The sequence below is a fragment of the Bacillus sp. FAU20 genome (assembly GCF_056033865.1).
This window is the reverse complement of sequence record NZ_JBVYHY010000011.1, coordinates 394,828-420,992: the sequence shown is the minus strand read 5'-3', so window position 1 is coordinate 420,992 and position 26,165 is coordinate 394,828. Positions and strand designations below refer to the sequence as shown.

General features: G+C 33.5%; 26 protein-coding genes and 2 pseudogenes. 11 read left to right on the top strand and 17 right to left on the bottom strand.

Translation table 11 applies throughout. The features are described 5' to 3' along the window. Positions 1-125: 125 nt before the first annotated feature. Both AC0OM3_RS10540 and AC0OM3_RS10535 read right to left on the bottom strand, forming a co-directional pair. Entirely contained in the window at positions 126-1,793 is a 1,668-nt protein-coding gene (locus AC0OM3_RS10540; protein WP_157405314.1) for a M20/M25/M40 family metallo-hydrolase, read from the bottom strand. Between the two features lie 51 nt (positions 1,794-1,844). Further along, positions 1,845-2,594, bottom strand: coding sequence for an IclR family transcriptional regulator (locus tag AC0OM3_RS10535; RefSeq protein ID WP_000250746.1), 750 nt, complete (start codon positions 2,592-2,594; stop codon positions 1,845-1,847). Positions 2,595-2,861: 267 nt separating this feature from the next. Here AC0OM3_RS10535 and AC0OM3_RS10530 point away from each other — a divergent pair, with 267 nt between their 5' ends. Both AC0OM3_RS10530 and AC0OM3_RS10525 read left to right on the top strand, forming a co-directional pair. Continuing rightward, positions 2,862-4,286 (top strand): amino acid permease, encoded by a 1,425-nt coding sequence (locus AC0OM3_RS10530; protein ID WP_000079964.1) that lies wholly within the window; start codon positions 2,862-2,864, stop codon positions 4,284-4,286. A gap of 297 nt (positions 4,287-4,583) precedes the next feature. Then, a complete protein-coding gene (locus tag AC0OM3_RS10525; RefSeq protein WP_033703562.1) occupies positions 4,584-5,042 on the top strand; it encodes a VOC family protein in 459 nt (152 codons plus the stop codon). Positions 5,043-5,344: 302 nt separating this feature from the next. On the opposite strand, the gene desA is transcribed toward AC0OM3_RS10525, so the two are convergent. From desA to AC0OM3_RS10505, 4 genes and pseudogenes are all read right to left on the bottom strand, one after another. Next, positions 5,345-6,376, bottom strand: coding sequence for a Delta(5) desaturase DesA (gene desA, locus AC0OM3_RS10520; protein WP_000171504.1), 1,032 nt, complete (start codon positions 6,374-6,376; stop codon positions 5,345-5,347). Positions 6,377-6,681: 305 nt separating this feature from the next. Next, positions 6,682-9,063, bottom strand: coding sequence for an immune inhibitor A domain-containing protein (locus AC0OM3_RS10515; RefSeq protein WP_000727915.1), 2,382 nt, complete (start codon positions 9,061-9,063; stop codon positions 6,682-6,684). Positions 9,064-9,352: 289 nt separating this feature from the next. Then, entirely contained in the window at positions 9,353-10,183 is an 831-nt protein-coding gene (locus tag AC0OM3_RS10510; RefSeq protein ID WP_001028242.1) for a VanW family protein, read from the bottom strand. Positions 10,184-10,789: 606 nt separating this feature from the next. Beyond that, positions 10,790-12,464, bottom strand: a pseudogene (locus AC0OM3_RS10505) (alkaline phosphatase). A 293-nt stretch (positions 12,465-12,757) separates the two neighbouring features. On the opposite strand from AC0OM3_RS10505, the gene AC0OM3_RS10500 reads away from it, so the two are divergent. Both AC0OM3_RS10500 and AC0OM3_RS10495 read left to right on the top strand, forming a co-directional pair. Further along, positions 12,758-13,240 (top strand): DUF2975 domain-containing protein, encoded by a 483-nt coding sequence (locus AC0OM3_RS10500; protein ID WP_000809118.1) that lies wholly within the window; start codon positions 12,758-12,760, stop codon positions 13,238-13,240. Between the two features lie 10 nt (positions 13,241-13,250). Next, positions 13,251-13,466, top strand: coding sequence for a helix-turn-helix domain-containing protein (locus AC0OM3_RS10495; protein WP_000974619.1), 216 nt, complete (start codon positions 13,251-13,253; stop codon positions 13,464-13,466). Between the two features lie 40 nt (positions 13,467-13,506). Here AC0OM3_RS10495 and AC0OM3_RS10490 read toward each other — a convergent pair whose 3' ends face one another. The 6 genes from AC0OM3_RS10490 to AC0OM3_RS10465 form a co-directional block, all read right to left on the bottom strand. After that, on the bottom strand, positions 13,507-13,818 hold the full coding sequence (locus AC0OM3_RS10490) for a hypothetical protein (protein ID WP_474211702.1): 312 nt from the start codon (positions 13,816-13,818) through the stop codon (positions 13,507-13,509). A gap of 272 nt (positions 13,819-14,090) precedes the next feature. After that, a complete protein-coding gene (locus tag AC0OM3_RS10485) occupies positions 14,091-14,669 on the bottom strand; it encodes an HAD-IA family hydrolase (RefSeq protein WP_046945998.1) in 579 nt (192 codons plus the stop codon). A 23-nt stretch (positions 14,670-14,692) separates the two neighbouring features. Beyond that, a complete protein-coding gene (locus tag AC0OM3_RS10480) occupies positions 14,693-15,274 on the bottom strand; it encodes a kinase (protein WP_000106105.1) in 582 nt (193 codons plus the stop codon). Beyond that, positions 15,274-15,816 carry a GNAT family N-acetyltransferase gene (locus tag AC0OM3_RS10475; protein ID WP_474211699.1) on the bottom strand — a complete coding sequence of 181 codons (543 nt, stop codon included), beginning with the start codon at positions 15,814-15,816 and terminating at the stop codon, positions 15,274-15,276. The genes AC0OM3_RS10480 and AC0OM3_RS10475 overlap by 1 nt, the downstream gene beginning before the upstream one ends. Positions 15,817-15,830: 14 nt before the next feature. Further along, the gene (locus AC0OM3_RS10470) at positions 15,831-16,214 is read right to left on the bottom strand and encodes a VOC family protein (RefSeq protein WP_000364500.1); all 384 of its coding nucleotides are present in this window, start codon (positions 16,212-16,214) and stop codon (positions 15,831-15,833) included. Continuing rightward, positions 16,205-16,360: a hypothetical protein gene (locus tag AC0OM3_RS10465; protein WP_000042838.1), complete on the bottom strand. Its 156-nt coding sequence runs from the start codon at positions 16,358-16,360 to the stop codon at positions 16,205-16,207. Before AC0OM3_RS10465 ends, AC0OM3_RS10470 begins: the two co-directional genes overlap by 10 nt. A gap of 135 nt (positions 16,361-16,495) precedes the next feature. Between AC0OM3_RS10465 and AC0OM3_RS10460 the strand changes: the two genes are divergently transcribed. After that, complete coding sequence (locus AC0OM3_RS10460; protein WP_000433609.1) at positions 16,496-16,741, top strand: hypothetical protein; 246 nt, start codon at positions 16,496-16,498, stop codon at positions 16,739-16,741. 156 nt (positions 16,742-16,897) lie between these two features. Then, positions 16,898-17,177 (top strand): annotated as a pseudogene (locus tag AC0OM3_RS10455) (hypothetical protein). A 109-nt stretch (positions 17,178-17,286) separates the two neighbouring features. Here AC0OM3_RS10455 and AC0OM3_RS10450 read toward each other — a convergent pair. Together AC0OM3_RS10450 and AC0OM3_RS10445 are read right to left on the bottom strand one after the other, a co-directional pair. Beyond that, entirely contained in the window at positions 17,287-17,814 is a 528-nt protein-coding gene (locus tag AC0OM3_RS10450; protein ID WP_474211696.1) for a DUF2812 domain-containing protein, read from the bottom strand. 7 nt (positions 17,815-17,821) lie between these two features. Continuing rightward, complete coding sequence (locus AC0OM3_RS10445) at positions 17,822-18,139, bottom strand: PadR family transcriptional regulator (RefSeq protein ID WP_000991895.1); 318 nt, start codon at positions 18,137-18,139, stop codon at positions 17,822-17,824. Positions 18,140-18,345: 206 nt separating this feature from the next. On the opposite strand from AC0OM3_RS10445, the gene AC0OM3_RS10440 reads away from it, so the two are divergent. The 3 genes from AC0OM3_RS10440 to AC0OM3_RS10430 are packed head-to-tail and all read left to right on the top strand — an operon-like array spanning position 18,346 to position 21,519. Next, entirely contained in the window at positions 18,346-19,275 is a 930-nt protein-coding gene (locus AC0OM3_RS10440) for an AAA family ATPase (RefSeq protein WP_095021626.1), read from the top strand. Further along, a complete protein-coding gene (locus tag AC0OM3_RS10435; RefSeq protein WP_151522174.1) occupies positions 19,272-20,438 on the top strand; it encodes a DUF58 domain-containing protein in 1,167 nt (388 codons plus the stop codon). The genes AC0OM3_RS10440 and AC0OM3_RS10435 overlap by 4 nt, the downstream gene beginning before the upstream one ends. Continuing rightward, positions 20,410-21,519 carry a DUF4018 domain-containing protein gene (locus AC0OM3_RS10430; protein ID WP_474211693.1) on the top strand — a complete coding sequence of 370 codons (1,110 nt, stop codon included), beginning with the start codon at positions 20,410-20,412 and terminating at the stop codon, positions 21,517-21,519. The genes AC0OM3_RS10435 and AC0OM3_RS10430 overlap by 29 nt, the downstream gene beginning before the upstream one ends. A 56-nt stretch (positions 21,520-21,575) precedes the next feature. On the opposite strand, the gene AC0OM3_RS10425 is transcribed toward AC0OM3_RS10430, so the two are convergent. Further along, positions 21,576-23,033, bottom strand: a complete 1,458-nt coding sequence (locus AC0OM3_RS10425; RefSeq protein ID WP_001186931.1) for an MFS transporter — start codon at positions 23,031-23,033, stop codon at positions 21,576-21,578. A 403-nt stretch (positions 23,034-23,436) separates the two neighbouring features. On the opposite strand from AC0OM3_RS10425, the gene AC0OM3_RS10420 reads away from it, so the two are divergent. Together AC0OM3_RS10420 and AC0OM3_RS10415 are read left to right on the top strand one after the other, a co-directional pair. Further along, entirely contained in the window at positions 23,437-23,697 is a 261-nt protein-coding gene (locus AC0OM3_RS10420; RefSeq protein WP_000889744.1) for a hypothetical protein, read from the top strand. A gap of 83 nt (positions 23,698-23,780) precedes the next feature. Continuing rightward, complete coding sequence (locus AC0OM3_RS10415; protein ID WP_474211691.1) at positions 23,781-25,277, top strand: glycosyltransferase family 2 protein; 1,497 nt, start codon at positions 23,781-23,783, stop codon at positions 25,275-25,277. Between the two features lie 142 nt (positions 25,278-25,419). Here AC0OM3_RS10415 and AC0OM3_RS10410 read toward each other — a convergent pair whose 3' ends face one another. Continuing rightward, on the bottom strand, positions 25,420-25,662 hold the full coding sequence (locus AC0OM3_RS10410; RefSeq protein WP_000752466.1) for a hypothetical protein: 243 nt from the start codon (positions 25,660-25,662) through the stop codon (positions 25,420-25,422). A gap of 110 nt (positions 25,663-25,772) precedes the next feature. Further along, on the bottom strand, positions 25,773-25,973 hold the full coding sequence (locus tag AC0OM3_RS10405; RefSeq protein ID WP_001277651.1) for a hypothetical protein: 201 nt from the start codon (positions 25,971-25,973) through the stop codon (positions 25,773-25,775). Positions 25,974-26,165 lie beyond the last annotated feature (192 nt).

Here is a 26,165-nt window from a genome sequence, read left to right as displayed (position 1 = left end):
ATGTTAGCTATGAATTCATATGAATTTAACTAGAAATGCACTACATGATAAACGGCCAAATTCGAATATACTTGAGTTTGGCCGTTTTAGTTTTTAATTATATTAAAATAATTTTACTCATCACACTACTTTACTTGTGTAATTTTATTAGAAACTAATAATTTTTCAATGCATTTCGGTAACATGTCTAATAGCGTTTCAAATGCGTAATTTACATCTAAACGTTCTGTCCATTGATGGGCATCTTTTCCTACCGGCCCCATATTTAATACTGGAACGTCAAACTCTTCTAGTTCCTGAAGTGGAATCGAGTAACCTTTATCCCATAATGGCATATTGTCTACAAGTGAACTCATTGAATGTAGTGGATACTGCAAGCCTACATAGCTTAAATCTGAAATCCCCCCAAAATAATTTTGGTTTTCAAATGTAATCTTATGATTGTAGTGTGCATACTTTTCCATTTCTACAACTACCTCTTTTATTAAAGGATTGTTGCGTGAACTCACAGCTGGATAGTACGGCGGAGCGAAGAAAAGTACAATCATCGGTGCCTTTTCTTTACATAAAATCGCTAATTTATCTACTAAATCAATCGTTACCGCACGATCATCTTTATCTTCTCTATTTTTTATAATATTAGATTGAATATGATTTATTTTTTCTTGTCCATGTTGCTCAATTGCATATGTGATAAGCTCTTCATACGTTAATACATTTACTTTGAGATTAGGTGGTATAAATGGATTATATTTAGAAAAACGATATGCATGTTTTTCATACGACTCTTCTATTTTCTCTGCTACTTTCGTTACTTTTTGACGTAACAATGAAACTACATCTGTCATTGATTTTTCTAATAAAAACAAATTAAATAATGTAACTGCACGATGCGGAATTTGTACAGAATAATCCTCCTTTAAGTCCCTTTGAAGTAAGTTAGTTGGCGGAGGACTCGCTTCCCCTTCTACAATATCACAAAGGTCTGTGTTTAACTCTAATTCTGCTGTTATTAATGAAGCCATATAACTCCCATTTAAGCCTGCAAAAGGTTCACCTACATGTGTCTCTTTTCCATAGCAAAGAAAACCAGGTAACACTTTACCAATAGAGCCAGTGTAAATATACTTATTTTGGTCACCAGGATGTCTTGAAAACATAGGCTCTGAGTTTAAGACCGTTTTATAATCTAAGTTATGCTCTCTAGCTAAATCTAACAGTCTCGGAACAGCGGCCCTCATCCCTACAGAATTCACTTCTTCATCTGGTACAGCCAATAAAAGAACATTCCCATCGAATCTTCCTTCACATGCTTGTTCAATCATTGCCATTTGTAATGCTAGACCGCATTTCATATCCATTGTTCCTCTACCAAACAGCCATTCCCCATGTTCTATATCTTCACGCACATGGTCTGGAAGTTCATCTTTATGAGAATAAAACATAGATGTTAACTTTTTAGGATTAAATGCATCTTCTTTCCACACTCCGTAATCTTGTACATCTACAACATCAAAGTGACTTACTAGAATTACAGTATTTTTTGTACTATCTTTTTTCTTTACTAGTGCTGTAACAAAATATCGTCCGTCCCCTGTCGGATTTTTTTGTAAATGATGCGGGTTTTCTTTGAAATACTGTAATTCAGATAATTGTTCCACAACAAAGTCTGGCAATATTACTTCAGCTTCTGAACCGGTAATACTAGGAATTTCAACAAGACTGCTTAATAATTGAATCAATTGTTCTTTTGATTGCCACTTTGACATATAAATCCCCCTATTTTTCCGCATTATGAAAACGAATTCCAGTATATGAATAAAAAATGACGACAGCTATCAAAATTATAGTTCTGATGTACTGCCGATTTTTATTGATATTTCATGAGCTGCTTGTTTTACCTTGCTAATAAGAAAAGATAGTCGATCATCATTAATACGATGACTAATTAACCCAACACTTAATGCTCCTACTACTTTATGATTAAATCCGATAATAGGTGCAGCTACTGAAGCTGTCCCTTCTGTTTTTTCACCATAACTGACAGCATATCCTTCATTTTTTATTTGCTTTATTTGATTAAGAAGAATTTGCTTTTGTTCTGGTAATGAAGAAAGTAAATGTTCTACAATATGTTCCATTTCATTCGTTTTCATATTGGCAAGCATCGTTTTATTTGCGGCACCAATTGAAAGTGGAATTTGTTCCCCTAGATTATCGATAACTCGAATTTTTAAAGGACTATCAATTCTTTCAATGATAATAGAATGCGTTCCGTTTGGAATATTTAAATAGACACTTTCTTCGACTTCAAAGGCCAACCGCTTCATCACTTCTCTTGCAACAGATCTATAGTCTACCTTCTCCAATTGACGTAACCCTATTTCCATCCACATTGGTCCAATTTTGTACTGTTTTGTCTCTGGTATTTGTGTAACTAACCCATGCTCCATTAGAGAGTTAAGTAATCTATGTACTGTACTAACTGGGAGATGTGTTCCATCTGCTATATCAGAAATAGCCCAATACTCTTTTTCATTTGTAGAATTCAATAATTTAATAATACTTATCGCTCGATCAATGGACTGTACCATAACTCGCCTCAACTTTACTCGTAGTATGTTAGTACGTTTAATTAACTATCAATTTAGCAAACATTCGAAATGAAATCAATATATTTATTCAATTTTCTAACAATAAAAATATATCACTAACAACGAATTGAAAACGCAAACAAAAAAATATTGACTTTTCTTTTTAATTATCTGAAAATTATAACAAGATTTCACATCACGGAATACATTCCATAATACGGAAAAACATCAAACTTTATTCTATCAACTACGAAAGTGAGGAAAACAATGGCGCAAGTAAACAATACAAACAATGAATTAAAACGTACGATGAAAAGTAGACACTTATTCATGATTGCACTCGGTGGTGTGATTGGAACGGGGTTATTTAACGGATCTGGCTTTATAATAAGTCAAGCTGGACCTGGTGGATCCGTACTTGCCTTTATGGCCGGTGGATTATTAATGTATTTCGTTATGCTATGTCTTGGTGAACTCGCTGTAGCCATGCCTGTTTCGGGTTCTTTCCAGGAATATGCCACTAAGTTCATCAATCCTGCAACTGGCTTTACAATCGGATGGTTGTATTGGTTAAGCTGGGCGAATACGACCGGTCTTGAATTTACAACTGCCGGCATTACAATGCAGCGCTGGTTTCCTGATATTCCTGTTTGGGTTTGGTGTTTAATATTTGGCGTTACGATTTTCACTATTAACGCATTATCTGCTCGTAGTTATGCAGAAACAGAATTTTGGTTTTCAAGTATAAAAGTATCTGCCATTATAGCTTTTATAATTCTTGGTGGCGCCGCTATGTTCGGTTTTATTGATTTAAAAGGCGACGAACCAGCTCCGCTATTTTCAAATTTCGTAAATCATGGTGGTTTATTCCCAAATGGACTTGCAGCTATTCTATTAACAATGGTTACAGTCAATTATTCCTTCCAAGGTACAGAGCTTGTCGGAATCGCAGCAGGTGAAAGTGAAGATCCAGCAAAAACTTTACCTCGTTCTATTAGAAATATTATATGGCGCACAATGTTTTTCTTCGTCTTAGCAATCTTTGTTCTTGTTGCTTTAATTCCTTGGGAAGAAGCAGGATTAACAAAAAGCCCGTTCGTTGCTGTTTTTGATAATCTCGGTATTCCATATGCAGCTGATATTATGAACTTTGTTATTCTTACTGCTGTTCTTTCTGTCGCAAACTCAGGACTATACGCTGCTACTCGAATGCTTTGGTCTTTATCAAAAAACGAAATGGCTCCAGCATTTTTAAAGAAATTATCATCACGTGGGATTCCTCTCAACGCTTTAATCATGACAATAGCTATTTCTGCTTTTTCTCTTTTGACAAGTGTAGTAGCTGCTGAAACTGTTTACTTGTGGCTCATTTCAATTTCCGGAGTCATTACCATTATTGTTTGGATGTCAATTTGTGTTTCTCAATTCTTTTTCCGCAAACACTATTTAGCTGAAGGTGGAAAATTAGAAGACTTGAAGTTCAGAACTCCACTCTATCCCCTTGTACCAATTCTTGGTTTTGGATTGTATGGCATTATATTAGTAAGTCTTATCTTTATCCCAGATCAAAGACTAGGCATTTATTGTACTGTACCATTTATCATCTTTTGCTATACCTACTATCACTTTAAAGTTAAGAAAAGAATTGCAACTAACACTCAAAGTGAAACTAAAATTAGCGAAACTTCGTAATATTGTACGATACAAAAAAGACCACACGTGGCGTTTCACTTCATGTGTGGTCTTTTTTCATTATTTTAATATGATTTCATCTGAATTTAATGAATATATCCCCTCTCCTACAAAAGTAGTAGAGGGTTCATTTAAACACTTACTACCTCAGTGGGATTTATCACATTCCAATTTCAATATAATAGTAAATAGGTATATCGGATATAGATGTACATTACTAGGCTTATACATATTTCAACTTTAGAATTACATTTACTATTCAATTGGTAGTTACCAATAAAGAAAGGAATGATCATAATAATACAGAACATATACGAAACTCATTTACATGTAAGAAATTTAGAAAAGGCAATAAATTTCTATCAAAACAAGCTAGGATTAACGTTAGCAAGAAAACTCTCCAAAAGAAGAGTGGCTTTCTTTTGGGTCGGAGAAAATAAAAAACAAATGCTTGGACTATGGGAAGTAAATAATATCGAAGACTTTGAGCCGAGACATTTTGCTTTTGGTGTAAATTTAGAGTTTTTAATGACTTCTAAAGCGTGGTTAGAGGAACGTGGAATAGTAGTGATAGGAAGTCAAGGAAAAGGAAATCAAGAGCCAATTGTCCAAAGGTGGATGCCCGCTGCAAGTGTATACTTTCTAGATTGTGATAGAAATAAATTAGAATTCATTTCTATGTTACATGACAATCCAGATGAATTAGAATATGCATCCTATTTAAGTGTATGGAATGCGGAACACCAAGAAAAATGAATGAAATTTCCGTTCAAATCTTTTCTAATTTTTTAGATATAATGTTGTACGATCCCCCCTTTTGCTATTAATTTTCGTCGGATTTATGAACAGTTATCGTAATGGAAAATTCATGATAACTCCACTTGTTAACATAATGCATTTACTGTCACTTTATATTTGTACTTACGTACGAGCAATTCCTAATCTGCTTCAATTACAATTTGAATTATGTAAATTTTCCTCTTATCTGGCATCTACTCTTTAAACACAAACTCCCCTTAAATCGAAAATGATTAAGGGGAGTTTTATATACGATGCAATTATAGTTCAGATTTCACTCGAACAGAAACATTATTTTTAATTATATTTTTGACATCTTTAAAGCTAACAAAATTGTTACTTTTCTCATCCCAAAGACGGAAACGTAGTGATTGTAAGCTTGTAGCAAGCGTAATTGTTGGTACATTTTTTAAAGGAAGGGTATTGTTGTGTGCCTCTTCTAGTTTATAGTTAGGTACTCTTGGACTTAAATGGTGAACATGATGGAATCCAATATTACCAGTTAAGAATTGCAAAATTTTAGGAAGCTTATAAAAAGAACTTCCTTCCACTGCCGCTTTCACATATTCCCAATCTTTATCCTCTTCAAAATAAGAATCCTCAAATGTGTGCTGTACGTAAAACAGCCAAATCCCTACTGAACCTGCTATTAAGAATATAGTACCATGTACTAACAGAAACGATTGCCACCCAATTGCCCAGCAAAGTATAGCTACTACAGCAACAATTATAATATTCGTCAAATAAGTATTCATACGTTCTTTCTGTCTTGCACCTTTTCGGTTAAATCTATTTTTAAGCAAGAAAACATAAATCGGACCTAATCCAAACATAACGAATGGATTGCGATATAAACGATATGCTAAACGAAGTCTAAATGGTGCTGCTACATATTCATCAACTGTAAGCGTCCAAATATCCCCTGTACCCCTCTTATCCAAATTACCACTCGTAGCGTGGTGAATAGAATGCTCATGCCCCCACTGATCAAATGGGAATAATGTTAAAACACCCATACACGTTCCAACTATTCTATTTGCACGTCGACTTTTAAAGAACGAATAATGGGTACAATCATGAAAAATAATGAAAATTCTTGTCATAAATCCAGCGGCTAACAGTGCTGGAACTAAAGTTAACCAATAAGAAACTGACAAACTTTTATAAGCAAGGTACCATAAAATAATAAATGGCACGATTGTGTTGATCAGTTGCCAAACACTTTTTTTAATCGTTGATTTTTCAAAAGGAGCAACTTGTTTTTTTAAATTTTTAGTATTTTCTAAGGTCATTGTTCTAATTCCTTTCCTTTTTGTTGCTAATTCATATTATAGCACACTATTAGTATCAGGTGTTAAAAGTAGCTATAATAAATATTTTATACTATGAAAATCTCTTTTTTCTTACTCATTACTTACAAATTTCTTACGTTCAAAATAGCTTCTATAATTGGACAGACGGAGCATTTTATGTATCAAAGAAACTTCGAATTTTTCCAATAAGTACATAAAAAACAGCGAGTTTTTCAAAAGAAGAAAAAAGCTGCAATCAGTCAGTTTCACCGACTTATCGCAGCTTCTCTTCTTTTTACCTTATTTTATCGATGAAGCCAAACTGCACCTGCAGACTTGTCTTCAGCTTGGCCTACGACTTCAAACTTCAGTCCTAGCTTCGGCAACTTACGTCCTGCATCAGGAATAACGCTGTTGATGTATTGCTTAGAATCATCAAATTTTGCCACTCCTGGTAATCCTTTATAATCAAAGATACCGCGTGTTGGTGAATTTACTTTCCATGCTGGCGTTTGATCAAATGAGAATGCCGCATCAGCAATTTGATAACGCGTACTGCTCTTCACAGTAGGTTGTCCATTTAATGTCCCTACAATTGCCTCTGGATGAGAATCTACTACTCCTAAGAACCCTTCACCTGGATGAACGCCTACCCAGTTATCTGTAAAGCTTTGATCCGCATACCATACAACCATTCCTGTATTAAATACTGGTCCACGTGCATGTTGTAACGCAGTGTCAGAACCAGCGTAATTTCTCCACTCTACATAGTAATTATGTTTTTTCTGTTCAAATCCGTTAGACACAGTAAAGCCTTTTAACGTCATTGCTGGCTGACCTTCTGCATCATCAGAGAAAACAACTTTTCCATCTACAGTTAATGCTGCATTATCTAACGCAAACCCTTTATAAGCTACTGCAATATCTGTTAAGTACTCAAATTGCAGTTTTACTTTTTTTCCTTTGAATTGGCTTAAATCGTATGATTTATCAACCCACTTACCATCAGTTGTATCCGCGCCGCCTTTTACATCTTTTTCGCCCATTCTATCAATGCGTGTCTTCGTTCCATCTTCTGCAATCGCATATACGTCAAGGAAATCATACTTCGCTTCAAGTTCGTAAAATGCCTTATAATCGAACTTAGCATCCTTTGCATTTGTTAAGTCAAATACTGGTGTCTCAAGTGTTGTATGAATGTCATTTCCTTTTGTACTGTAATAGAACTTCTTACCAAACGCTGATTCGATATTTTTTATATCTTTGTCCGGCAAGTTAACACGAACGATTCCAGGTCGTTTAGATTTTGTAGTGCTTTGATCTACATATGTCGCAACACCGATTCCTTTGCTAAGTTTGTCATAATCTACTTCAAGGATATTCGCCCAGTTCCCCTTCATATTCTTTTGGAAAAACTCTTTATTTTGTGGTGAGAAACTCGTTGGCTCTGTTCCTGCAATTTTTCCAGCCCAGCTACCACCACTCATAATAGACCATGACTCAACAGGTTCACCTTGTCCTGAGTACTTTGTATCATATTCATCTGGTAAACCTAAATCATGACCATACTCATGCGCAAACACACCAACTGCCCCGTCTTCAGGCTCGATTGTATAATCGTATGCAGCCATCTTTCCGCCCCAGTTCGAAACAGAAGATTTCGTGCCATCAATTGCATATGGTTTTGAACCTAGTTTTGAACGATGTGACCAAATCGCATCATCTTTCAATTTACCGCCGCCAGCTTCTTGACCAACGCCAGCATGTACAACCATTAAATGATCGATAATGCCATCTGGCTCATTTTTATTTCCATCACCATCTTGATCGTATTGATCAAATTGGTCATAGTCTGCTAAATTGATTCCTTTTGCTACCGCTGCTTTTAATGCTTCTTTCACAAAATCTTTTGGTCCTAAAGGCCCCTTGTTATCATGCCCAGTACCCGCATCAGCACCATAATCTGATGCTTTTCCTGGAACAGTAAGCCACTCTGTTACAGTCCCATCAACTGTATAGCTACCACCAGATTGTTCTTCATAATATTGCTTAAATGTGTTAATCTTCGATCCATCAAATAAAGTGAATGGTTCATCACCAAATAACATTTTTTGATAATGTTCACGATTAAAGTCCTTAGAATACATGTATCCTGGCTCTTGATCAATATTGTTATGCTTAAAATCGCTAAATTCTACAAGTAAAACAAGTACTTTATCTTTTCGAACAGCTCCATTGTATTCTTCTTGCTTCGCTGATGTAGTAGGTACTTTTCCATTTAATTTCCCTGGATTCAATGCTGCACCTTGTCCAGCTACTGGGCCTACTTCAGGCTGCTGTGCCTGTTCATTTTCCTTCATTTTTGCATCTTTTACTTTTTTCATAAAATCAGAAGCTTCTTGTGTAAGACTATCTCCTGTTAAGATTTCTTTCCCAGGGTTTTCCCCTTTCTTTTTCTCAACATATTTTTCGACAGCCTTTGACGTCTCAGCTTGTGATGCAGATTGATCAATTACCCCCCGTTGTTTTAGCGCTTCTGCCAAACGCTCCTCCGGTATTAAGTGCTCATCTATTGGTAGAGATGATGTTGGTGTCTCAGCATAAGCTGCGTGACCTCCAAAAGCAAACGTACTACTTAGTACTGCTGCTGTTGTTAATACCGCTAATGGTTTTAATTTCTTTTTCAATGTATTTCCTCCCCAATGTCTGCAAATTATCGTTTTTTGCCAATAACAACATAATATTCTTTATAATACGAATATTCAATCTTTTTCAACAAATAAAATGTTGAGAAATATTTTTTTATGCAGGGTGAAATACATAAGATATAAAAACAAACAGACTCTCCTATAAATAACAGTGAACTTTTATATGTTCTTAGTTACAATCAAAATCCAGTAAATCTGGGATTCATACTTTTTTAATAAAAATAATAATTAAATATTTTCTATACTATTTAATCTATGGATTACCATATTACTCACTATTCTCATTATTACAAGCTAATAGTGGTTCGTACATCATTATAGCGTGATTCTCTGTTACATATTGATCTTCTATTAACTGTTTCTGTTGATTATATACTTTACGTTGAATCACATTATGTCGTATATAACCGCCCCAGTATGCAGGTTGAATTGAGTGTTCTTTCTCATACACTTCATATTGATAAAGTTGCGGATAGACTGTTCTCCATTCACCAACTAAATGTTCATCTGTCATATAAAGGTGAAGTTGATACGGTTGGTCCGTTTCATTTTTAATTTGTAAATCCAAATAGTTATAGGAACAAGTCGCCCCACTCCCAAACGGTTGAGTTCGCCTGGAGTCAGGAAAGACATCAAAGCTATGACGATATCGTTCTGTTACTGTCAGTGGTGTATGTAAAGTCATCCAATATATTAAATTCGAAAGCTGACAAAGACCTCCTCCAATACCTGTTTGAAAAGATCCGTAATGTAATACCATACCTTCTACATACCCTTTTTTCCTCGTTGGCTTACCTATTAAACGCCAGTAAGAAAATGTTTCTCCCGGTCTAATGACGATACCATTTAGTTTTTTAACAGCAATTTTCAAATTAACAACCTTATTCTGTTGATACCACATATCTACATCTTTGAGCTTACGAAGTAATATCGTTCGGTGCTGAATTGCTGTACAAGGTAGCTTTTCTTGTTGGAACCTTTTTGCATATGTTTTTCCATCTGCCAACCACTGAATGTACCTCTTTGTAGAGTAATACCACTTCCCTAGCATAATGCGATACTTAGACCGCTGTTTAGGACGTAAGTGCACTATATTCATTTTATTCCCTCTCTTTCTTCAACTAAATTCTAATATATCTCTAATTCAATAAACTACAGTTTTCTTAGCTGCATAATAATTTTCGTAAATAAAGTGAAACTTTAATCAGCCCTCACCAATCTGGCTTTTACGGAGAGCCCCGACCCCCACCTAACTTCTTTGCTTACGCTGAATTTTGAGGTGGGGTCTTACTGCCTGGCAAATAGCGGGATAAAATAGACGCAAAAAATAATAAATTTACTCTAGTGGAGATTTTATTTTGATTATTGCTTTATAATTATATAAAACTGAGCTTCAATACAATAAATTGAAATAAGCACATTATAAATATAACGGATAACCTTAAATAAAAAATAATGAAAATTAAAGAAATTCTAAAGTATTAATATATTTTTCGTAAATATTAATTGATAATACATTAGATTTTACTATATGTATAAATTCTCTATTCTACAAAACGAAATTTTTTAATGTAAGAAAAGATATAATTTCCCTTTAACATTTATACAAGTCTCATATGGAAAACTTTACAAAACAATTCGAACACTTATATTTAGAATAAACACAAAAAATTGCCACCAGTTAGCTTAACTGGTTGGCAATTTTTTAACGAGAATGCTTTACAAATAGTTGAATTGCTTCTTCTGGTACATAGCACTTTCCATTACTCTCTACAATAATACTTCTTAATTCATACCCTTTACCATTGATACGAATTATATTTTTGTTACCAAATAATTGTGCTTCTACTTTATTATGTTTTACTACGAGTAACGGGTTTGCTCCTTCGGTTTTGTCGGCTGTTACAGTTGCACCGATTTTCTTAAAGGCTTGCTCACTCTCTAAAAATATTTTATTCGTTACTTCTTCTAAGTTAAAGCCCATCGCTCTCGCCATCGTCTTCGCAATGTCTGTATTCTGGATTAAGCCTTCTGGTTTTTGAGGTCCATAAGAATGTAAGAATACATCCTCACCTGTATGTCCTCCTGTCGTAAAGCCGATATTTGCACGATTAGCCAATAATGTAGTAAGAATTCGTCCTACATCCATTTTCTTTTTTGCCACTTTTAATTTTTCTTTTTCATCATGAGTTAGATTATCCAAACCGTATAGTTTAGCTACATCTTCTACATTTGATAAATCAGATTTCAGTTTATTTATAGTTCCTTCAAGTGTCATTTTCGCCTTTTTCAATGGATCAATGTATGCAGAAACCGGTGTAGTATTGTATCCTTTTGTCGTATTCCTATTCCCTATAGAGATGCCGCTGTTACCATGATCAGTTAAAGCGATGAGCATCGTATCCCCATCTTTCTTCGCAAATTGTAACGCCTTTGCTACCGCTTCATCAAATGCCAATACATCGCTAATAATCCCAATTGGATCATTAGCATGAGCTGCCCAATCTGGCTTACTACCTTCTACGAATAAAAAGAAGCCATCTTTATCTTTTGATAATGTTTGAATTGCTTTTTCTGTCATTTGAGAAAGTGTTGGTTGTTCTGGATTTGTTGCTATACGATCCATATCAAACGCAAGAGCATGATGTGAGAAAGAGCCCCAAATTTTATTAGATTTGGAGTTCAATAACGCATCTTTCGTTTCAACAAAATCGTACCCTTTGTCTTGAATCACCTTTACTAAATTTTCACCATCTTTTCGGATTCCATTACTTTTTATAGGTAGAAGCGCCGCTTTTCCCCCGCCTAATACGACATCTATATTTTGATATACTTGCTGCTTCGCAATTACGTCAAAATGTTTGCGATTGACATGGTGAGCGGAGAATCCGGCCGGAGTAGCATGCTGAATTTCAGATGTAGCAACAATGCCAGTTGCACGACCAGTACATTTTGCGCCTTCTAATACGTTTGCGACCGGCCGTAACTTTTCTTCTTCTTTTTATTGGCTGTAAGCTAGGCGAACTTACAATAGAAGGTAATACACCTACATATCCTGAATTCGATTTATTTCCAGTTGCTAAAGCTGTTGCTGCTGGCGCTGAGTCTGTAATAGCTGATTCCGCCGAAAACGTACGAACACCTCCTGTTACAATTTGATCTAACGTAAGCGGTGCCCCTTTATACCAGCGAGCCAATGTTGTCGCCGTTGAACTCGTTCCGTCCATAACCATCATAATTATATTTTTAGGCTGGTGTTCTACTTTTTTCACCTTAGCTTTGGCCGCATGATAATTCATCATACTTTCCGTACTTAATACGCTTACTATTATAGCTCCTACCAATAGTAACTTTTTCATCTTCACACCATAATTCAACATGATTGTTCCTCCATAAACTTTGCATTCATTTCAATACACCTTATTTCCTTTTCCATACCAAAACCTACATATGTTTTATTAGTTCCCAATTCTCATAAAGCTAACAATAGTTACTTTCTCTTTCTTTAATTAAATATTGATATGTATCATTTATCTTATAAAAAAGATTTAACATCCTTTTCATTAATTACTTATTTAACAATAAATCCTCAATTAAAAGAAATAAAAATTTATTGTTAAACAATAAATTTCATGTTAAATTAATAAGATATTAAATAAATGAGGTGCTTTTTATGAAACAAGGATCCACACTCTTTTTAAAGACCGTTGTAATTCTGATCGGAATCCCCGTTCTTGCTATGTGCATTTTTTTAGTCCCTAAAATAGGAAATTTTGCCGCAGAATTATATCCAGATATTGCATATATTAAATATCTTGTATTTATCAATTTATACGCAACAGCAATACCTTATTACTTCGCACTGTACCAAACATTTAAGCTTTTAAACTATATTGATAAAAATAACGCATTCTCAGAGCTATCTGTTCAAGCTTTAAAAAATATTAAGTACAGCGCATTGGCAATTAGTGTATTATATGTATTAGGTATGCCACTTTTCTATCTCGTGGCAGAGAGAGATGACGCCCCTGGCATTATTATTATCGGAATGATTATGATTTTTGCTTCAATGGTAATCGCGGTCTTTGCTGCCGTTCTCCAAAGACTATTAAAAGATGCTATAGATATAAAATCAGAAAATGATTTAACGGTCTGAGGTGAATAATATGGCAATTATTATTAATATTGATGTAATGTTAGCAAAAAGAAAAATGAGTGTAACAGAACTTTCGGAGAAGGTTGGAATTACAATGGCTAACCTTTCTATCTTGAAAAATGGAAAAGCAAAAGCAGTCCGTTTTTCAACTTTAGAAGCAATATGTAAAGCATTAGAATGCCAACCCGGGGATATTTTAGAATATCAACCTGAAGATACCGAATAAAAAGAGTCCTTCATACGAGAAGGACTCTTTTTATTACACATTACGGCGCAAAACTAATTTGACCAGTAAACAATAGGATAATTGCTATGATCCAAAATATAAAAAATGATGAGGACAGTATTAATGAAAGAATAGCAATTCCCTTCTTCTCTGTTCTTTTCGTCATTGTGATTATTGAAAGCATGATACCTACACCTGTCAGGACAATTGTAATATAATCTCCAACTATATTACCTGCATTGGCTATCCTTGTTGGCGTTATAAAAACGAATAGAAAACACAAAATGCCGATGAGTAAAGATATATAGCTTATTATACTGTACTTCTTTGTAGGAACTATTTCAGTTTTCATACTAACCCCACCCCTTCTATATAGCTATGAGTTCATATTAACATGAATAACCATAATTTGGTTAAAACATAAAAAAGATAAAGTGAACGCTATCACTTTATCCTTCAGTTTATTTCTATCTAACAATTAACCTGGCTACTTCTTTAACAAAGATGGACGGACATTCTTTAACTCCTAGCAATTTTTATATACAGAAAATAAAATGAAATAGTTCTAAAAAATAAAGACTGTACCTTTAAAATGAAAGATACAGTCTTTATTAATAACTTTTTTTATAAAGAAAACTCTCTATCACTCACTACCTTAAAAAACTCCGAGTAATGTGATAAAGAATAATCCGCTACATCACAATTACCTTGAAACATACATGTTGAAATACCTAATTCTTTTGCAGGTAATAAATCTAATTCTCTATCTCCAATAGCTAAATCAATATTGTATTTTTTATGCAGATGATTATAAGCTAAAGAGTTCGGCTTTCGAGGAAAGCCATCGTCAATTGTAACCATATCTACGAAGTATTTTTCCCAGCCGTAATATTTTAAAATGGCCATAACCCCTTTCCTATGTTTATGGGTCATAATCACATTTTTATCTGCAAATTTCAAAACCTCTTCGACACCTGCAAAAGGTTTCATATCTTTTGGCGTGAATTTTCCCTTCAAAACTTTAATCTTTTCTTCCTGCTCGCATGAAATATTATAATACTGAATTGCATGAGAGTATGATATTTTTAAGTTTTTGTATATTTCTTGTTTTTCTACTGAGTCACCTAATATTTCAGAAAGCATCATTGTATATGCAGGGTACGTATCAAATAACGTCCCATCAAAATCCCATAAAATATTCATTCTATTCACCTTCTATTTTCAAATCATTGGATGACTAAATCCGCCCTATCCTTCGGCAATTCCATTTCTAAGTAATAATCCTCTGCTTTCCAATACCTATTTTCAAACTTTGAAAGGTTTTTCTGCGTTTTTTCACTCTCACGTAGAAACCTTGTCTCTCTTGGACAGTCCAAATAGACCATATAATGAAAGAAATCTCTCCATTCTTTTCGCTGCAAAAAAACTCCTTCAATAACAATTACACCTACAATAGGAATCTGTACTTTTTTCATTTCACATGAGTCTGTTTCCTCTTGATAAAAAGGCAAAGTCAGTTTTGTCTCATGTTGTAACTTCTGAAAAAACTTCTGCCTCAAGTATGGAATATCCCACTGTAAACAATAATACTCATACCATTCTTCATATCCTGTATGATAGCGTTTATTACGCTCCACTATGTGATCATCAATATGAAAAATATGAAACGGGATGCCCTCTTGTTTCATATTTTCTTTTAAATTTGCTACGAATGTTGTTTTTCCAGATCGACTTAAACCATCTATCCCTAAAATAAAGCGGTTTTCTTTATGCTTCTTCATAACATTTATAAGCTCATTTGTACTCATTACTTCTTCCACTCTTCTTTTAATAAAGAATATAAAATGGTATCATGAGCGACACCATTTTGAATCATATGTTTTCGAAGTAATCCTTCTTCTTGAAATCTTGCTTTTATTAATAATTGTTGTGAAGCTTTATTTTCTACATATACAACCGCTGCGATTCTTATTAGTTGCAGTATTTCAAATCCGTAAGCTAAAATTGCTTGTAATGCTTCCGATGCATACCCCTGTCCCCAATATGTATCATCTAATTCATAACCAATTTCAGCTCGTCTATGATGATTGTTAATTAAATGAAATCCACACGTCCCAATTAATTGGCCCGTCCCTTTTTTCTCGATTCCCCAGCGAAATACACTTCCTTCTTCATAACGATTTTTAAACGTTTGAATCGTTGTTTTCGCTTGCTCAATATTTTGGAAAGAATCCATTCCGAAATAACGTATAACAGATTCTTTCGAAAAATAACGGAACATCGTTTCCGCATCTAATAGTGTAAGTTCTCTTAAGAATAAACGTTCTGTTTCTAGTTTCGGAAATCCCATCTCTCTTTCTCCCTCTATTCTAATGAACTACAAATTTCAATATAATTTCCATCTGGATCAGCAATGTAAGAAATTGTTTGTCCCCACGGTTTTACAATAGGTTCAACTAAAATCTTAATACCTTGTTCTCTAAATTGCTCAATCGTTTCTTGTACATTCTCAACAACGAATCCTAATTCGAAATGAGAAGACTGTAATTCACCTTCTGTAAGCGGTAGTCCTGTTAATTCTTTCACATCTTGCCGCGTATTCATCGCTAAAATGGTAGTTCCAGTATTAAATTCAATATATGTACCGTGCTCTGCTTTTATAGGTAACTGTAAAATATCTTTATAGAATTTTAAACATTCCTCAAACTTTTCTACATATAAAATGATGTACTTCATTTTCAAATCCATTTTACATCCCCCTTTATATCTACCCCTAAAATTTCGACAAAAGTCTCATAAAAACCTTGTTCTTTGTAGTAATGAGCAAAAAAAATGAGGCCGATTTCTCGGCCCCCCAGCTTATTGGCATAAAACAGGAGATTTGGTTTGGACATAACCAGTTCGTACTTTTATTATATTTTATTTTTTCTGAATTTTAAATACATTAAACAACTATTTATATTGAGAAAGTTTTTTGCTTGCATAAAATTAAAGATTTTAAGAAATGATACAAATGGAGGTGTATACATATGGAACCAATGCTATGTCCAAGTTGTAAAACGAACCGTACCCGCTTTAATATTCTTGAGCAACAAGTAAAACCAGTCAAATTAAATCCACAAACTGGTCAAGTAGAAGAAGAATACACAAATGAAACGATGAATGCTTTTCATATGGCCTATCAAGGACCTACTTATCGCGTCCAATGCGCTGTATGTGGGCTTGTTGAAAACCCAGAACAATTTATTAAACCTGCGCAAAATCAGTCTTTCTAATAAAAGCATGATTATCCCTTGTAGAAATAGATTTTTCTATAAGGGATTTTTCCGTTTAATAACTTAATTAAAAATGTATTTCTTCCTTATTATATATTAAACTTCGCACTCTTTTGGAAATGTTTACATAAGCGAGGTAAAACAAACAATAAAAAGATAACGCTTCCATCAATATTTCTACTATTAACTTGTCATATAGTCATCTTTTACTTTTGGATCTTCGATTGGGAGAAAATAACGACTCCTTACGATCTAACAATATGGATTGTTTCTACTATTTGTAGTCTTTTACTTTACTACCATTTTTAAAATCAAAAATCTAATAAATTAATATTAATTGCTAGTTCGTTATTGTTGATTATTTCTTCTTCATTTATGATTTTTTTTAGGTGTTGTTACTGATATTATCTTTGTAACTGTTAGTTCTATGAATTAAAAAGTTGGTCTTTTATTATATAAAAAAGAATGAACAAAATAAATATATATAGAAATTAGAGAAGTTGATTCCCATCAATATATATCTTCTCTAAGAATATCACTCTTTGTTAAAATATTTCCTTTTTTAACTTTTTAATCTTCCTAAATAAATTAATAAACGCATATAAATATATACAAACTAAAAACCCTACCATACCTTTATATAATCCTGATTCTGATACTCCAAGAAAACATAAGTAAAGCACTGGAATTAACATTACAAACATAATTGCAACGAACTGTATCAATTCAACAAGTTTTTGTATCTTCGTTTCTTTGTCTGAATAAATATCAGGTAACTCATTTTCCTCTTCTACTTCTTTACAAAAGTAATTCCACTTCGCAAAACTCGTTACATGTTTCCAACCACACATTTCATATATTTCGATATATTCTTTTTGTTTTTCTGTCGAATCTTTATACTCTAATCTAAAGTCCGCTTTATATACTACATCTTTTGGTTCTGTTTTCTTAAACGTATACAACAAATTATATCTTTGTAACGCCCAACCTTTTTGATGCATTTTCCGTAAAAAAACTTCTTCTTTTTCTAAACTCCATGCCATGAAAAATTTAAATACCTTCTTTGTCTCCATCTATCATTCACTCCCCTAATATACTATTTCCATTCCTTACAGATCTCTGCAATCTGTTATATTCTAGCTCTAACACTTCTCTACCAAACGACGTTAACTCATAGCACTTCTTTCTATCTGTAGAGGCAACTTCAACAATTAATTTTTCTTTAAGTAATTTCGTCGTATTCCCGTATAAAGTACCAGGACCGAGCTTTACTTCCCCATTTGTCATCTCTTCTACCATTTGCATAATTCCATATCCGTGCATTGGTTTCACTAGTGATAACAGTATGTAATATGTCCCCTCAGTTAACGGAATATATTTTTGCGCCTTCGCATTCATTATAACTACCTCCGATACATCGCCTTATGATATATCGGCTTGCGATACATCGTATATCGATATTATATAATCATATTCCAAAATATTCAAGATTAATTTAATAATTAAATATCCATTTCTTTGAATTAAAAAACCATACAAATTTTCTGAATAATTTGTTAAAATATAGAAATATTAGCTCTTTTATAATGAAAGGAATGGTACATATGATAAATAAATTGAAAGAAAACATCGGATCTGTGTTTGTTGGGAAAGAAAATGTTATTGATCTACTGCTCGTTTCACTTCTTGCTGATGGACATGTACTACTCGAAGACGTGCCTGGTACTGGGAAGACGTTACTGGCGAAAACCATTTCCAAAAGTATTGGTGGTAGTTTTTCTCGCGTTCAATTCACCCCTGATGTACTTCCAAGTGATGTAACAGGTATTGAATACTTCAACCCAAAAACAAGCGAATTCGAATTAAGAATTGGACCAGTTATGACAAACATTTTGCTAGCAGATGAAATTAACCGTGCAATGCCGAGAACGCAGTCGAGTTTGTTAGAAGCGATGGAAGAACAACAAGTGACGCTTGAGAAGCAGTCAACTCCTCTGCCGAAACCGTTCTTTGTTATTGCGACGCAAAACCCAATTGAATCACAAGGGACTTTCCCTCTTCCAGATGCACAGCTTGATCGCTTTTTAATGACGATTTCAATTGGTTATCCAACTCCTAAAGATGAGTTACAAATGATGCGACGTTTTCGGAACGATTTACCATTAGAAAGTGTCACATCTGTCATCTCATTAGAAGATATTTTAGAATCTCAAAAACGAGTAAAAGAAATATTTGTTTCGGAACCGTTAGAACATTACATTATTAAACTTGCTCATGCTACAAGAAATCATGATTATATCGCTAACGGTGTAAGCCCACGTGCCACATTAGCTTTAGTACGTGCTGTTCAAGCTTTAGCCTTTTTACATGGGAGAGAATATTGCACACCAGAAGATATACAATTGTTAGTTCCTTCTGTTTGGAATCACCGTATCGTCTTATCAATGGAAGGTGCATTACGTACGACAAAAAATGATATTATGCAAAGTATTTTAAAAGAAGTTGATGTACCCGTGGAGATTGAGCAAGCATGAATGGACAGCGCGTTGTAACTGTACCTTTATTTTTTCAACTTCATATTATTCAACTAACCGTTCCAATCGCGTTACTTTTCACATTCTTTTTCCCGCAACGAATGCTTATGTTTCTCTTTTTCTTCTATTATATATTTGCGATTTTTATTTATAAATATGTCGCTTTCATAGAGAAGAAGTTTCAAATCATAAATGAGAAACAAACTACACGGCTTTTTCCTGAGGAATCTGGACAGTTTTTTATTCATTTAAAAAATGGAGCCAGCATACCGCTCGTTAATGGTGTTTGTTACTTTCATTTAAATTCGTCCCTTATACCGCATAAAGAGCAAGGCATTGAACAAATATCAAAAACGTTATTCTCTTTCCCATTTTCACAACCTGCACATTCGGCACAAAAATGGGATTTAACATTAACCACTACGAAGCGTGGGGTGTTTCAAATTGAACAGTTTGAATGTGTATTAAAAGATCCATTTCATCTATTAACTGTACATTTACCTGTTTTTGATAAATTAAGGACTGAAATTATTGTGTATCCTTCTCCTAAAGAAGTAGCAGGTTTGCAAGAACTTCAGCAACTTTTAATCGGATCCTATCAAACGAATTTTTCTTTTTACAATGACGAAACATCTATTATAGGTGTAAAACGCTATGAACGTGAATCATTCCGTTCTATTCATTGGAAGGCATCTGCTAAAATGCAGGAATTACAAGCGAAGCAATATGAACCTGTAAAAAATTATAGTTGGACGATTTGTCTTTCTTTAGCTGCCGATCGTGGATTTGGTTGGAAAGATAATGTTGAAGATTTAATTTCATTCGCAACATACATTTGCCAATATGCAACGAAGCATCACATACCGTTTGAATTATTTATTAGTGTATTAGCAGAAGGTGGTGCATTACATTTATCGTTACATGAAGGGCAAACGCAATATGCAAAAGCTTTAGAAGAATTAGCCCGTATTTCAGATGATAGTACGTTACTTCCGAAACAAGGATTCCTTCATTATGTAACGAGAAAGAGAGAACGATCGTCTACAATGATATACATTGGTTTACAAAGAAATGAACTCCCTCTTCTCTCGCAGCCAACGTTTCTCATTACTAGTGAAGGGATGGTGGAATCGGTTGAAAACTTGGCTATATCACATTCATGATTTCATTCTGCTCCTCCTGCTTTCATTATTAACAGAAAGAGATGAACTAATTAGTATTGCAATATTTTTAACAACAGGCTATATTGGAGTATTTCTTATTCATAAATTTATGCAGAAAAAAACAACAGGATTTGTAATACTTTTAGTTCTTCAAATCGTTCTTTTCTCTTTATTTTTACCTTTTTCTCTTTTTGGCACAATCATATTACCACTATTTTTCTTTATCGTACATGTGGTCGGATCTGGATATCCAGTTCAAAAATCTTTAGGTGGTATTGTATGGTTTGTCGTTTCAGTTATATTTTATGCACCCTTTCCACCGTTGTGGAAACTATTAATGTTAGCCTTGCATCTTATGATTACATTTTGGTTAACCGGGGCAAATCGCAAACAACAACTATTACGTTTTGCTTCTATCATTACGATTGGCTTAATGAGTATATTAATTGTTCAAATATTTCCTTTCATTCGACTTATTTTTGGTTTTATAACGGAAGTAGTCGCATTAGGCGTCGGCTATGCTTTAATGCCATTAATTAAAGCAGCGGAATTAAAAGATACTGAAGATGTTTGGGCAAATAAAGGACATCTCTTAAAACCAAAAATTGAAGACGGAAAAAAAATTCCTGATTTTGATCCAATACTCATAAATAGCGCTACAATAATAGTCTGTACAGCTATCGCTATTTACGTCGTTTGGAAAATAGTAAAAAAACGAAAACATTTAAGTTTACCAAATATGCACGTCTTCGAATCTACTATCATTACTGATAAAGAAGGAATGAGCCAAAATCGTTTTAAACGAAATAAACCGCCACATAACGAAATTCGGAAGGAAATTTTTAAGCTAGAGAGTAAGTTAACCTCTCCTTTAAATAGAAAACGGGGAGAAACTGTTGAAACTTGGCTAGAAAGAATAAACGATGAAGAAGATGTAAATATTCAAAGTGATATTATTATAGATGCTTATAATACTGTGCGGTATTCAAATGGTGCAAACACTGTACTTCTACATGAATTTAAGAAAGAGATTCATAAGCTTTATGCATATCAAAAAAATTTGAAGAAACGAAAGAAATAACGTAACAAAAAGACTCCTATATTCATAGGAGTCTTTTTATACTTCTACGTTGCTTTTTAAATGGAAGCATTCTTCCCTGCTTCAATTTCTAATGACTCTTCATGCCACCAAAGTGTTTCTTCAGGATCTTCTTTAGCAATTTGGTGTGCTTCTTTTTTCGTTTCTACTGTAGGATATGAACCTTTTAGCGCACGCCCTGAAGTCGTAACGAATAGTACACTAAATACAACTAATCCAATAATACTTACACCTGCTAAATAAAATGCCGGTGCGAGCGGGTTACCAGTTGCATGAACTAAGTATGAACATACAAGCGGTGTTGTTCCACCGAATATCGATACAGAAATATTAAATGAGATCGAAAGTGCTCGATAACGTACATCAGTGAAAAAGAGTGATGGTAATAATGAAGGTAATGTTCCTTCATATACACTTAAGAAGAAACCTAATACGAAAATACCTGCAAATATAGCTGCAATATGTCCGTTACCTATTAGTAAAAATGCTGGAATTGCAAATACAGTTAAACCAAGTAAACCAATTTGCACAACGCGTTTATTACCAATTTTATCACTTAATTTACCGAAATATAGTGCTAGTGGAATCATAAGTGCCATCGTAATAGAAATAATTAATAAGCCTGTTGTTTCTTCGACTTTAAGTACTTGAGTTAGATAAGAAGGAATATACGAAAGAATCATATAATTCGTAATATTAAAGAAGGCGACAATTACTGTGCTTAATAAGAAGTCTTTTTTGTGATACTTAATAATGTCCATAAATGAAAATTGTTCATTGTCTTCAGATTCCTCTTGTGCTTTTTCCATCTCTTCAAAGATTGGAGATTCATCTAGATGACGGCGTAAGTATAAACCGACCAAACCAATTGGTGCAGCTACTAAGAACGGAATACGCCATCCCCAGCTGAGCATTTGCTCATCTGTTAACAATAACGTCAAAATGGTAACAATTACCGATGCAGCAATGTAACCTGAGAGTGTTCCAATTTCAAGACCACTACCGAGTATACCACGCTTTTTATCTGGAGAAGATTCTGCGATATAAACCATTGCTCCTGAATATTCGCCGCCTGTAGAGAAGCCTTGAATCATTCGGGCAACTAAAAGTAGTATTGGTGCCCATACACCAATTTGTTCATAGGTTGGTAGTAATGCGATGAATAATGTAGAAAGTGCCATTAAAATAATAGTAGTACTTAACACGATTTTTCGGCCGTACTTATCTCCTATTCTACCAAAGAATACACCTCCGATTGGTCGAACGAGAAAGGCTGCTGCAAATGTACCGAATGTAAGTACAAGTTGCAATCCACTATTATCAACACCTGAGAAGAATAATTGACTTAAAATTACCGCTAAATACGCGTATAATCCGAAGTCAAACCACTCCATTGCGTTCCCTATACCAGTAGCAATTACTGCTTTCCTGGCTTGTTTAGGATTGACAATATTAACGTCTTGAGGTTCAAAATTTAAATCATTATTTTGTTGCATATAATAAAACAGCTCCTTTTTTAATTTAACTTCTTTAAGCACACCTTCTCTTATTGAATAAAATTAATTCGAAGCACTTAAGGGAAATCAACGTCTCCTTGTCTGTTATTATTATTTCACATAATTAATTATTTGTCCAATTAAATGCTCTTTTTGTATAAATTTACACCCTATTTAACTTTTTATAAAATGAAGTTTAGGCTATATAATATATACCTTTACACTATAAATGAACCTTTCATTTATTTATATTTATAACGTTTCTATAATTGCTTCCTCTAACTTAGAAATCAGTAACTTTTACTAAAGACTTGCATATATTTAAAAAGTGAACTCATTGGCTCGAATTCTGTTTTATTACATTCAACTATAATATTATTGTAGTTTTAAAGGAGGCTGTTTTATGTTGGAAATAATCCTTTTACTTGCTACTGTTTCTTTTCTCTTAATTATTTCTGGATTTTTCATTACCTTAAAGCAATATAAAGAAATAAAAAATATAAAGACTATATTAACTACGAAAAAAGAAAATGAGAAAACTACATCCGAAAACTCAATCCCTATGCAATTAGACCTTAGCGTTCTCAATAATTTACTCGCTTCTGGAATAAATAAAGGTTCTAATTCAGGTAATGAAAATTCTAAATCTGATAAAACTAAATAGTCGTTACGTATATAATAAAATATACATCTCCTATTTTATCTAACCTTATTAATAACTACCTCTGATTAAAAAGGAGACTACTTATGTGTAAAAATCCGATTTCTATTATTATTCGTATACAGCATAACATAAGAGTTTTAACTGAAATTTTGAAAGCCTGTGAACAACTACAGCCTTTAGAAATCATCCTTACTATTAACGGATGTATCGATGATTCCATTGATATTGCACAATCTTACAATTGTAAAATTATCACGCTAGAAGAACCGACAGAATCAAATAATTGTTATGTAATTGGTGCCAAAAAAGCAAAGGGTAAGTACCTCTTATTTTTAGATGCAAATTACAATATCCACCCTTCCTTACTTAAACAATTTCTTCAACCATTACTAGATGAATCAGCTGACTTAGTATTAAACAATTTAGATGATTTTTTTTATCAAAAGCAAAAGCCAACTATAGAAATGATTTGGCAGCAAGTTACGAATCATTTTTTTCATCGTCCAGATTTACATGTTAACTCATTATTATTTCCTCCCTATGCAATAACAAAAGAAATTCTTGAAGCAATTACTCCAGAAAGTTTATTAAATCCGATATTAGCACAAATGAAAATTATTAAAAATAAATTTCGGATTAGCAATCATTTTAAAATTTCTATACCGCAAATTCCCTCCTTCCCCTCAAAACAACTCATTCGTTATCACCTAGAAGCAATTGAAAATTGGATAAATATATTACAAAATTCAAGAGGAAACTATACTGATAATAATCGAAGGCGAGATATTATTTTAGAACTTCAAAACGGCGAACAAAAAGCTATACCAAAAATAATTACAGGTAAAGAGTTTTATTCAAATACTTATGGAAATAAACAATTATCCATCATTATCCCTGTTCAAAATGAAGAAAAAACGATAGAATCTATCATTTTTGAGGTGCAGAAATTAAAACCTTTAGAAATCATCATTATTGTTAATGGATCAACAGATAAAACAGAGGAATTGGCGAAGAATTGCGGTGCAACAGTTATTACTTACAAAGAAGCACTCGGCATTGATACCGGACGTGCCGTTGGTGCATATTTTGCAAAAGGTGATATATTATTATTTATTGATGGTGATTTCTTAATTCCTAGTTCTGATTTATTACCATTTGTACAATCTATTCAAAATGGAACCGATTTAGCTTTAAATAAATTAGAGGACTACTACATGTATCGTCTTCCTTATACTATCGTGACTGCATGTAAGTATGCTGTTAATTTAGCATGTAATCGAAAAGATTTAGGTATGGGATCCACAATTGCTGTCCCTCATGCTTTTAGTCGAAAATGCATTGATATAATTGGATTTGATTCACTTCTTTCACCAACCTTAAGTCAAGTTAAAACAATTTTAGCAGGCTTGCATATACAAAAAGCCCATTCTGTCGACGTTGACAAGATAAATCGAGTTCGACCCAAAAAACACTTCTCTGAGGAAGGCCACCTTTCATTAGCAACACAGCAAATCATTGGTGATCATATAGAGGCAATTTCTTACCTCCTCGAACAAAAAGGAGACACTGAATGCTCTTAATTGTATATCCTTACGAACAGATAATATATAAATTCAATTTAAATATATAGCAAAATAAAAAAGATGGTTTGTAACCATCTTTTTTATTTTTACATTAGTTCAAAAGAAAAGTAGAAAGTAGGCTTTTCATTTCTTGATTTTCTTAAGAAGTTTGAAAAGAGAGGCTTGTTAATGAAGATACAACACTTAAATCATCGTTTAGTGTAATTGAGAAACATGCAACTAATGGTAAAGTAATTACAATTGATCCACTAGGACTAATTACAATTGTAGGACTTGTCCCACATGCACCCCCACAATCCACTACAGCGTCAATTCCACTACCAGGGGTAATTGTAATTTTAAGACATACATCAAAACAAACATTATTCGTAGTACATGCCATAACTCTCCCTCCTTTCTCTTAACAATATATGCAGTTAGTTAAATTCGGACACGACTCTCTTACTAAATTTTATAAATTAGATGTTATTTTACTATTAGGTTCCAAGAAAATTAACGTTTTATTAAACTATCTAAATCAACTAAAAAACTCAAATCATCCTTTACTGAAATAGAAACACATGCAATAAACGGTATTACATTAAAATTAGATGAACATTCATCATTGCACCTTACGAATATTTCTGCCCCACCATTTGGATTGACTTTAGTTTCTAAACAAATATTAAAACAACTTTTATTGATGCAAGACAAGATATTTCCTCCTTTCTTATATCCAATATCAATTTATTCAGAAATAAAAATATTGTTACAACTTTATTCACTCTTTACTTTCCATACATAAAATAAAAAAGATAAAAGCTCCTTCATATATATAAAGAAGCCTTTACCTTTTGGTTACTTGTTCATTTATTATCAGTCAGTGAAACATGCTCTTCACTTGTA

Coding starts and splice junctions, on each gene's coding strand:
- AC0OM3_RS10540 (WP_157405314.1), bottom strand. CDS start 1,793: ATGCGGAAAAATAGGGGGATTTATATGTCAAAGTGGCAATCAAAAGAA.
- AC0OM3_RS10535 (WP_000250746.1), bottom strand. CDS start 2,594: ATGGTACAGTCCATTGATCGAGCGATAAGTATTATTAAATTATTGAAT.
- AC0OM3_RS10530 (WP_000079964.1), top strand. CDS start 2,862: ATGGCGCAAGTAAACAATACAAACAATGAATTAAAACGTACGATGAAA.
- desA (WP_000171504.1), bottom strand. CDS start 6,376: ATGACCTTAGAAAATACTAAAAATTTAAAAAAACAAGTTGCTCCTTTT.
- AC0OM3_RS10510 (WP_001028242.1), bottom strand. CDS start 10,183: ATGAATATAGTGCACTTACGTCCTAAACAGCGGTCTAAGTATCGCATT.
- AC0OM3_RS10500 (WP_000809118.1), top strand. CDS start 12,758: ATGAAACAAGGATCCACACTCTTTTTAAAGACCGTTGTAATTCTGATC.
- AC0OM3_RS10495 (WP_000974619.1), top strand. CDS start 13,251: ATGGCAATTATTATTAATATTGATGTAATGTTAGCAAAAAGAAAAATG.
- AC0OM3_RS10490 (WP_474211702.1), bottom strand. CDS start 13,818: ATGAAAACTGAAATAGTTCCTACAAAGAAGTACAGTATAATAAGCTAT.
- AC0OM3_RS10485 (WP_046945998.1), bottom strand. CDS start 14,669: ATGAATATTTTATGGGATTTTGATGGGACGTTATTTGATACGTACCCT.
- AC0OM3_RS10480 (WP_000106105.1), bottom strand. CDS start 15,274: ATGAGTACAAATGAGCTTATAAATGTTATGAAGAAGCATAAAGAAAAC.
- AC0OM3_RS10475 (WP_474211699.1), bottom strand. CDS start 15,816: ATGGGATTTCCGAAACTAGAAACAGAACGTTTATTCTTAAGAGAACTT.
- AC0OM3_RS10470 (WP_000364500.1), bottom strand. CDS start 16,214: ATGGATTTGAAAATGAAGTACATCATTTTATATGTAGAAAAGTTTGAG.
- AC0OM3_RS10465 (WP_000042838.1), bottom strand. CDS start 16,360: ATGTCCAAACCAAATCTCCTGTTTTATGCCAATAAGCTGGGGGGCCGA.
- AC0OM3_RS10460 (WP_000433609.1), top strand. CDS start 16,496: ATGGAACCAATGCTATGTCCAAGTTGTAAAACGAACCGTACCCGCTTT.
- AC0OM3_RS10450 (WP_474211696.1), bottom strand. CDS start 17,814: ATGGAGACAAAGAAGGTATTTAAATTTTTCATGGCATGGAGTTTAGAA.
- AC0OM3_RS10445 (WP_000991895.1), bottom strand. CDS start 18,139: ATGAATGCGAAGGCGCAAAAATATATTCCGTTAACTGAGGGGACATAT.
- AC0OM3_RS10440 (WP_095021626.1), top strand. CDS start 18,346: ATGATAAATAAATTGAAAGAAAACATCGGATCTGTGTTTGTTGGGAAA.
- AC0OM3_RS10435 (WP_151522174.1), top strand. CDS start 19,272: ATGAATGGACAGCGCGTTGTAACTGTACCTTTATTTTTTCAACTTCAT.
- AC0OM3_RS10425 (WP_001186931.1), bottom strand. CDS start 23,033: ATGCAACAAAATAATGATTTAAATTTTGAACCTCAAGACGTTAATATT.
- AC0OM3_RS10420 (WP_000889744.1), top strand. CDS start 23,437: ATGTTGGAAATAATCCTTTTACTTGCTACTGTTTCTTTTCTCTTAATT.
- AC0OM3_RS10415 (WP_474211691.1), top strand. CDS start 23,781: ATGTGTAAAAATCCGATTTCTATTATTATTCGTATACAGCATAACATA.
- AC0OM3_RS10410 (WP_000752466.1), bottom strand. CDS start 25,662: ATGGCATGTACTACGAATAATGTTTGTTTTGATGTATGTCTTAAAATT.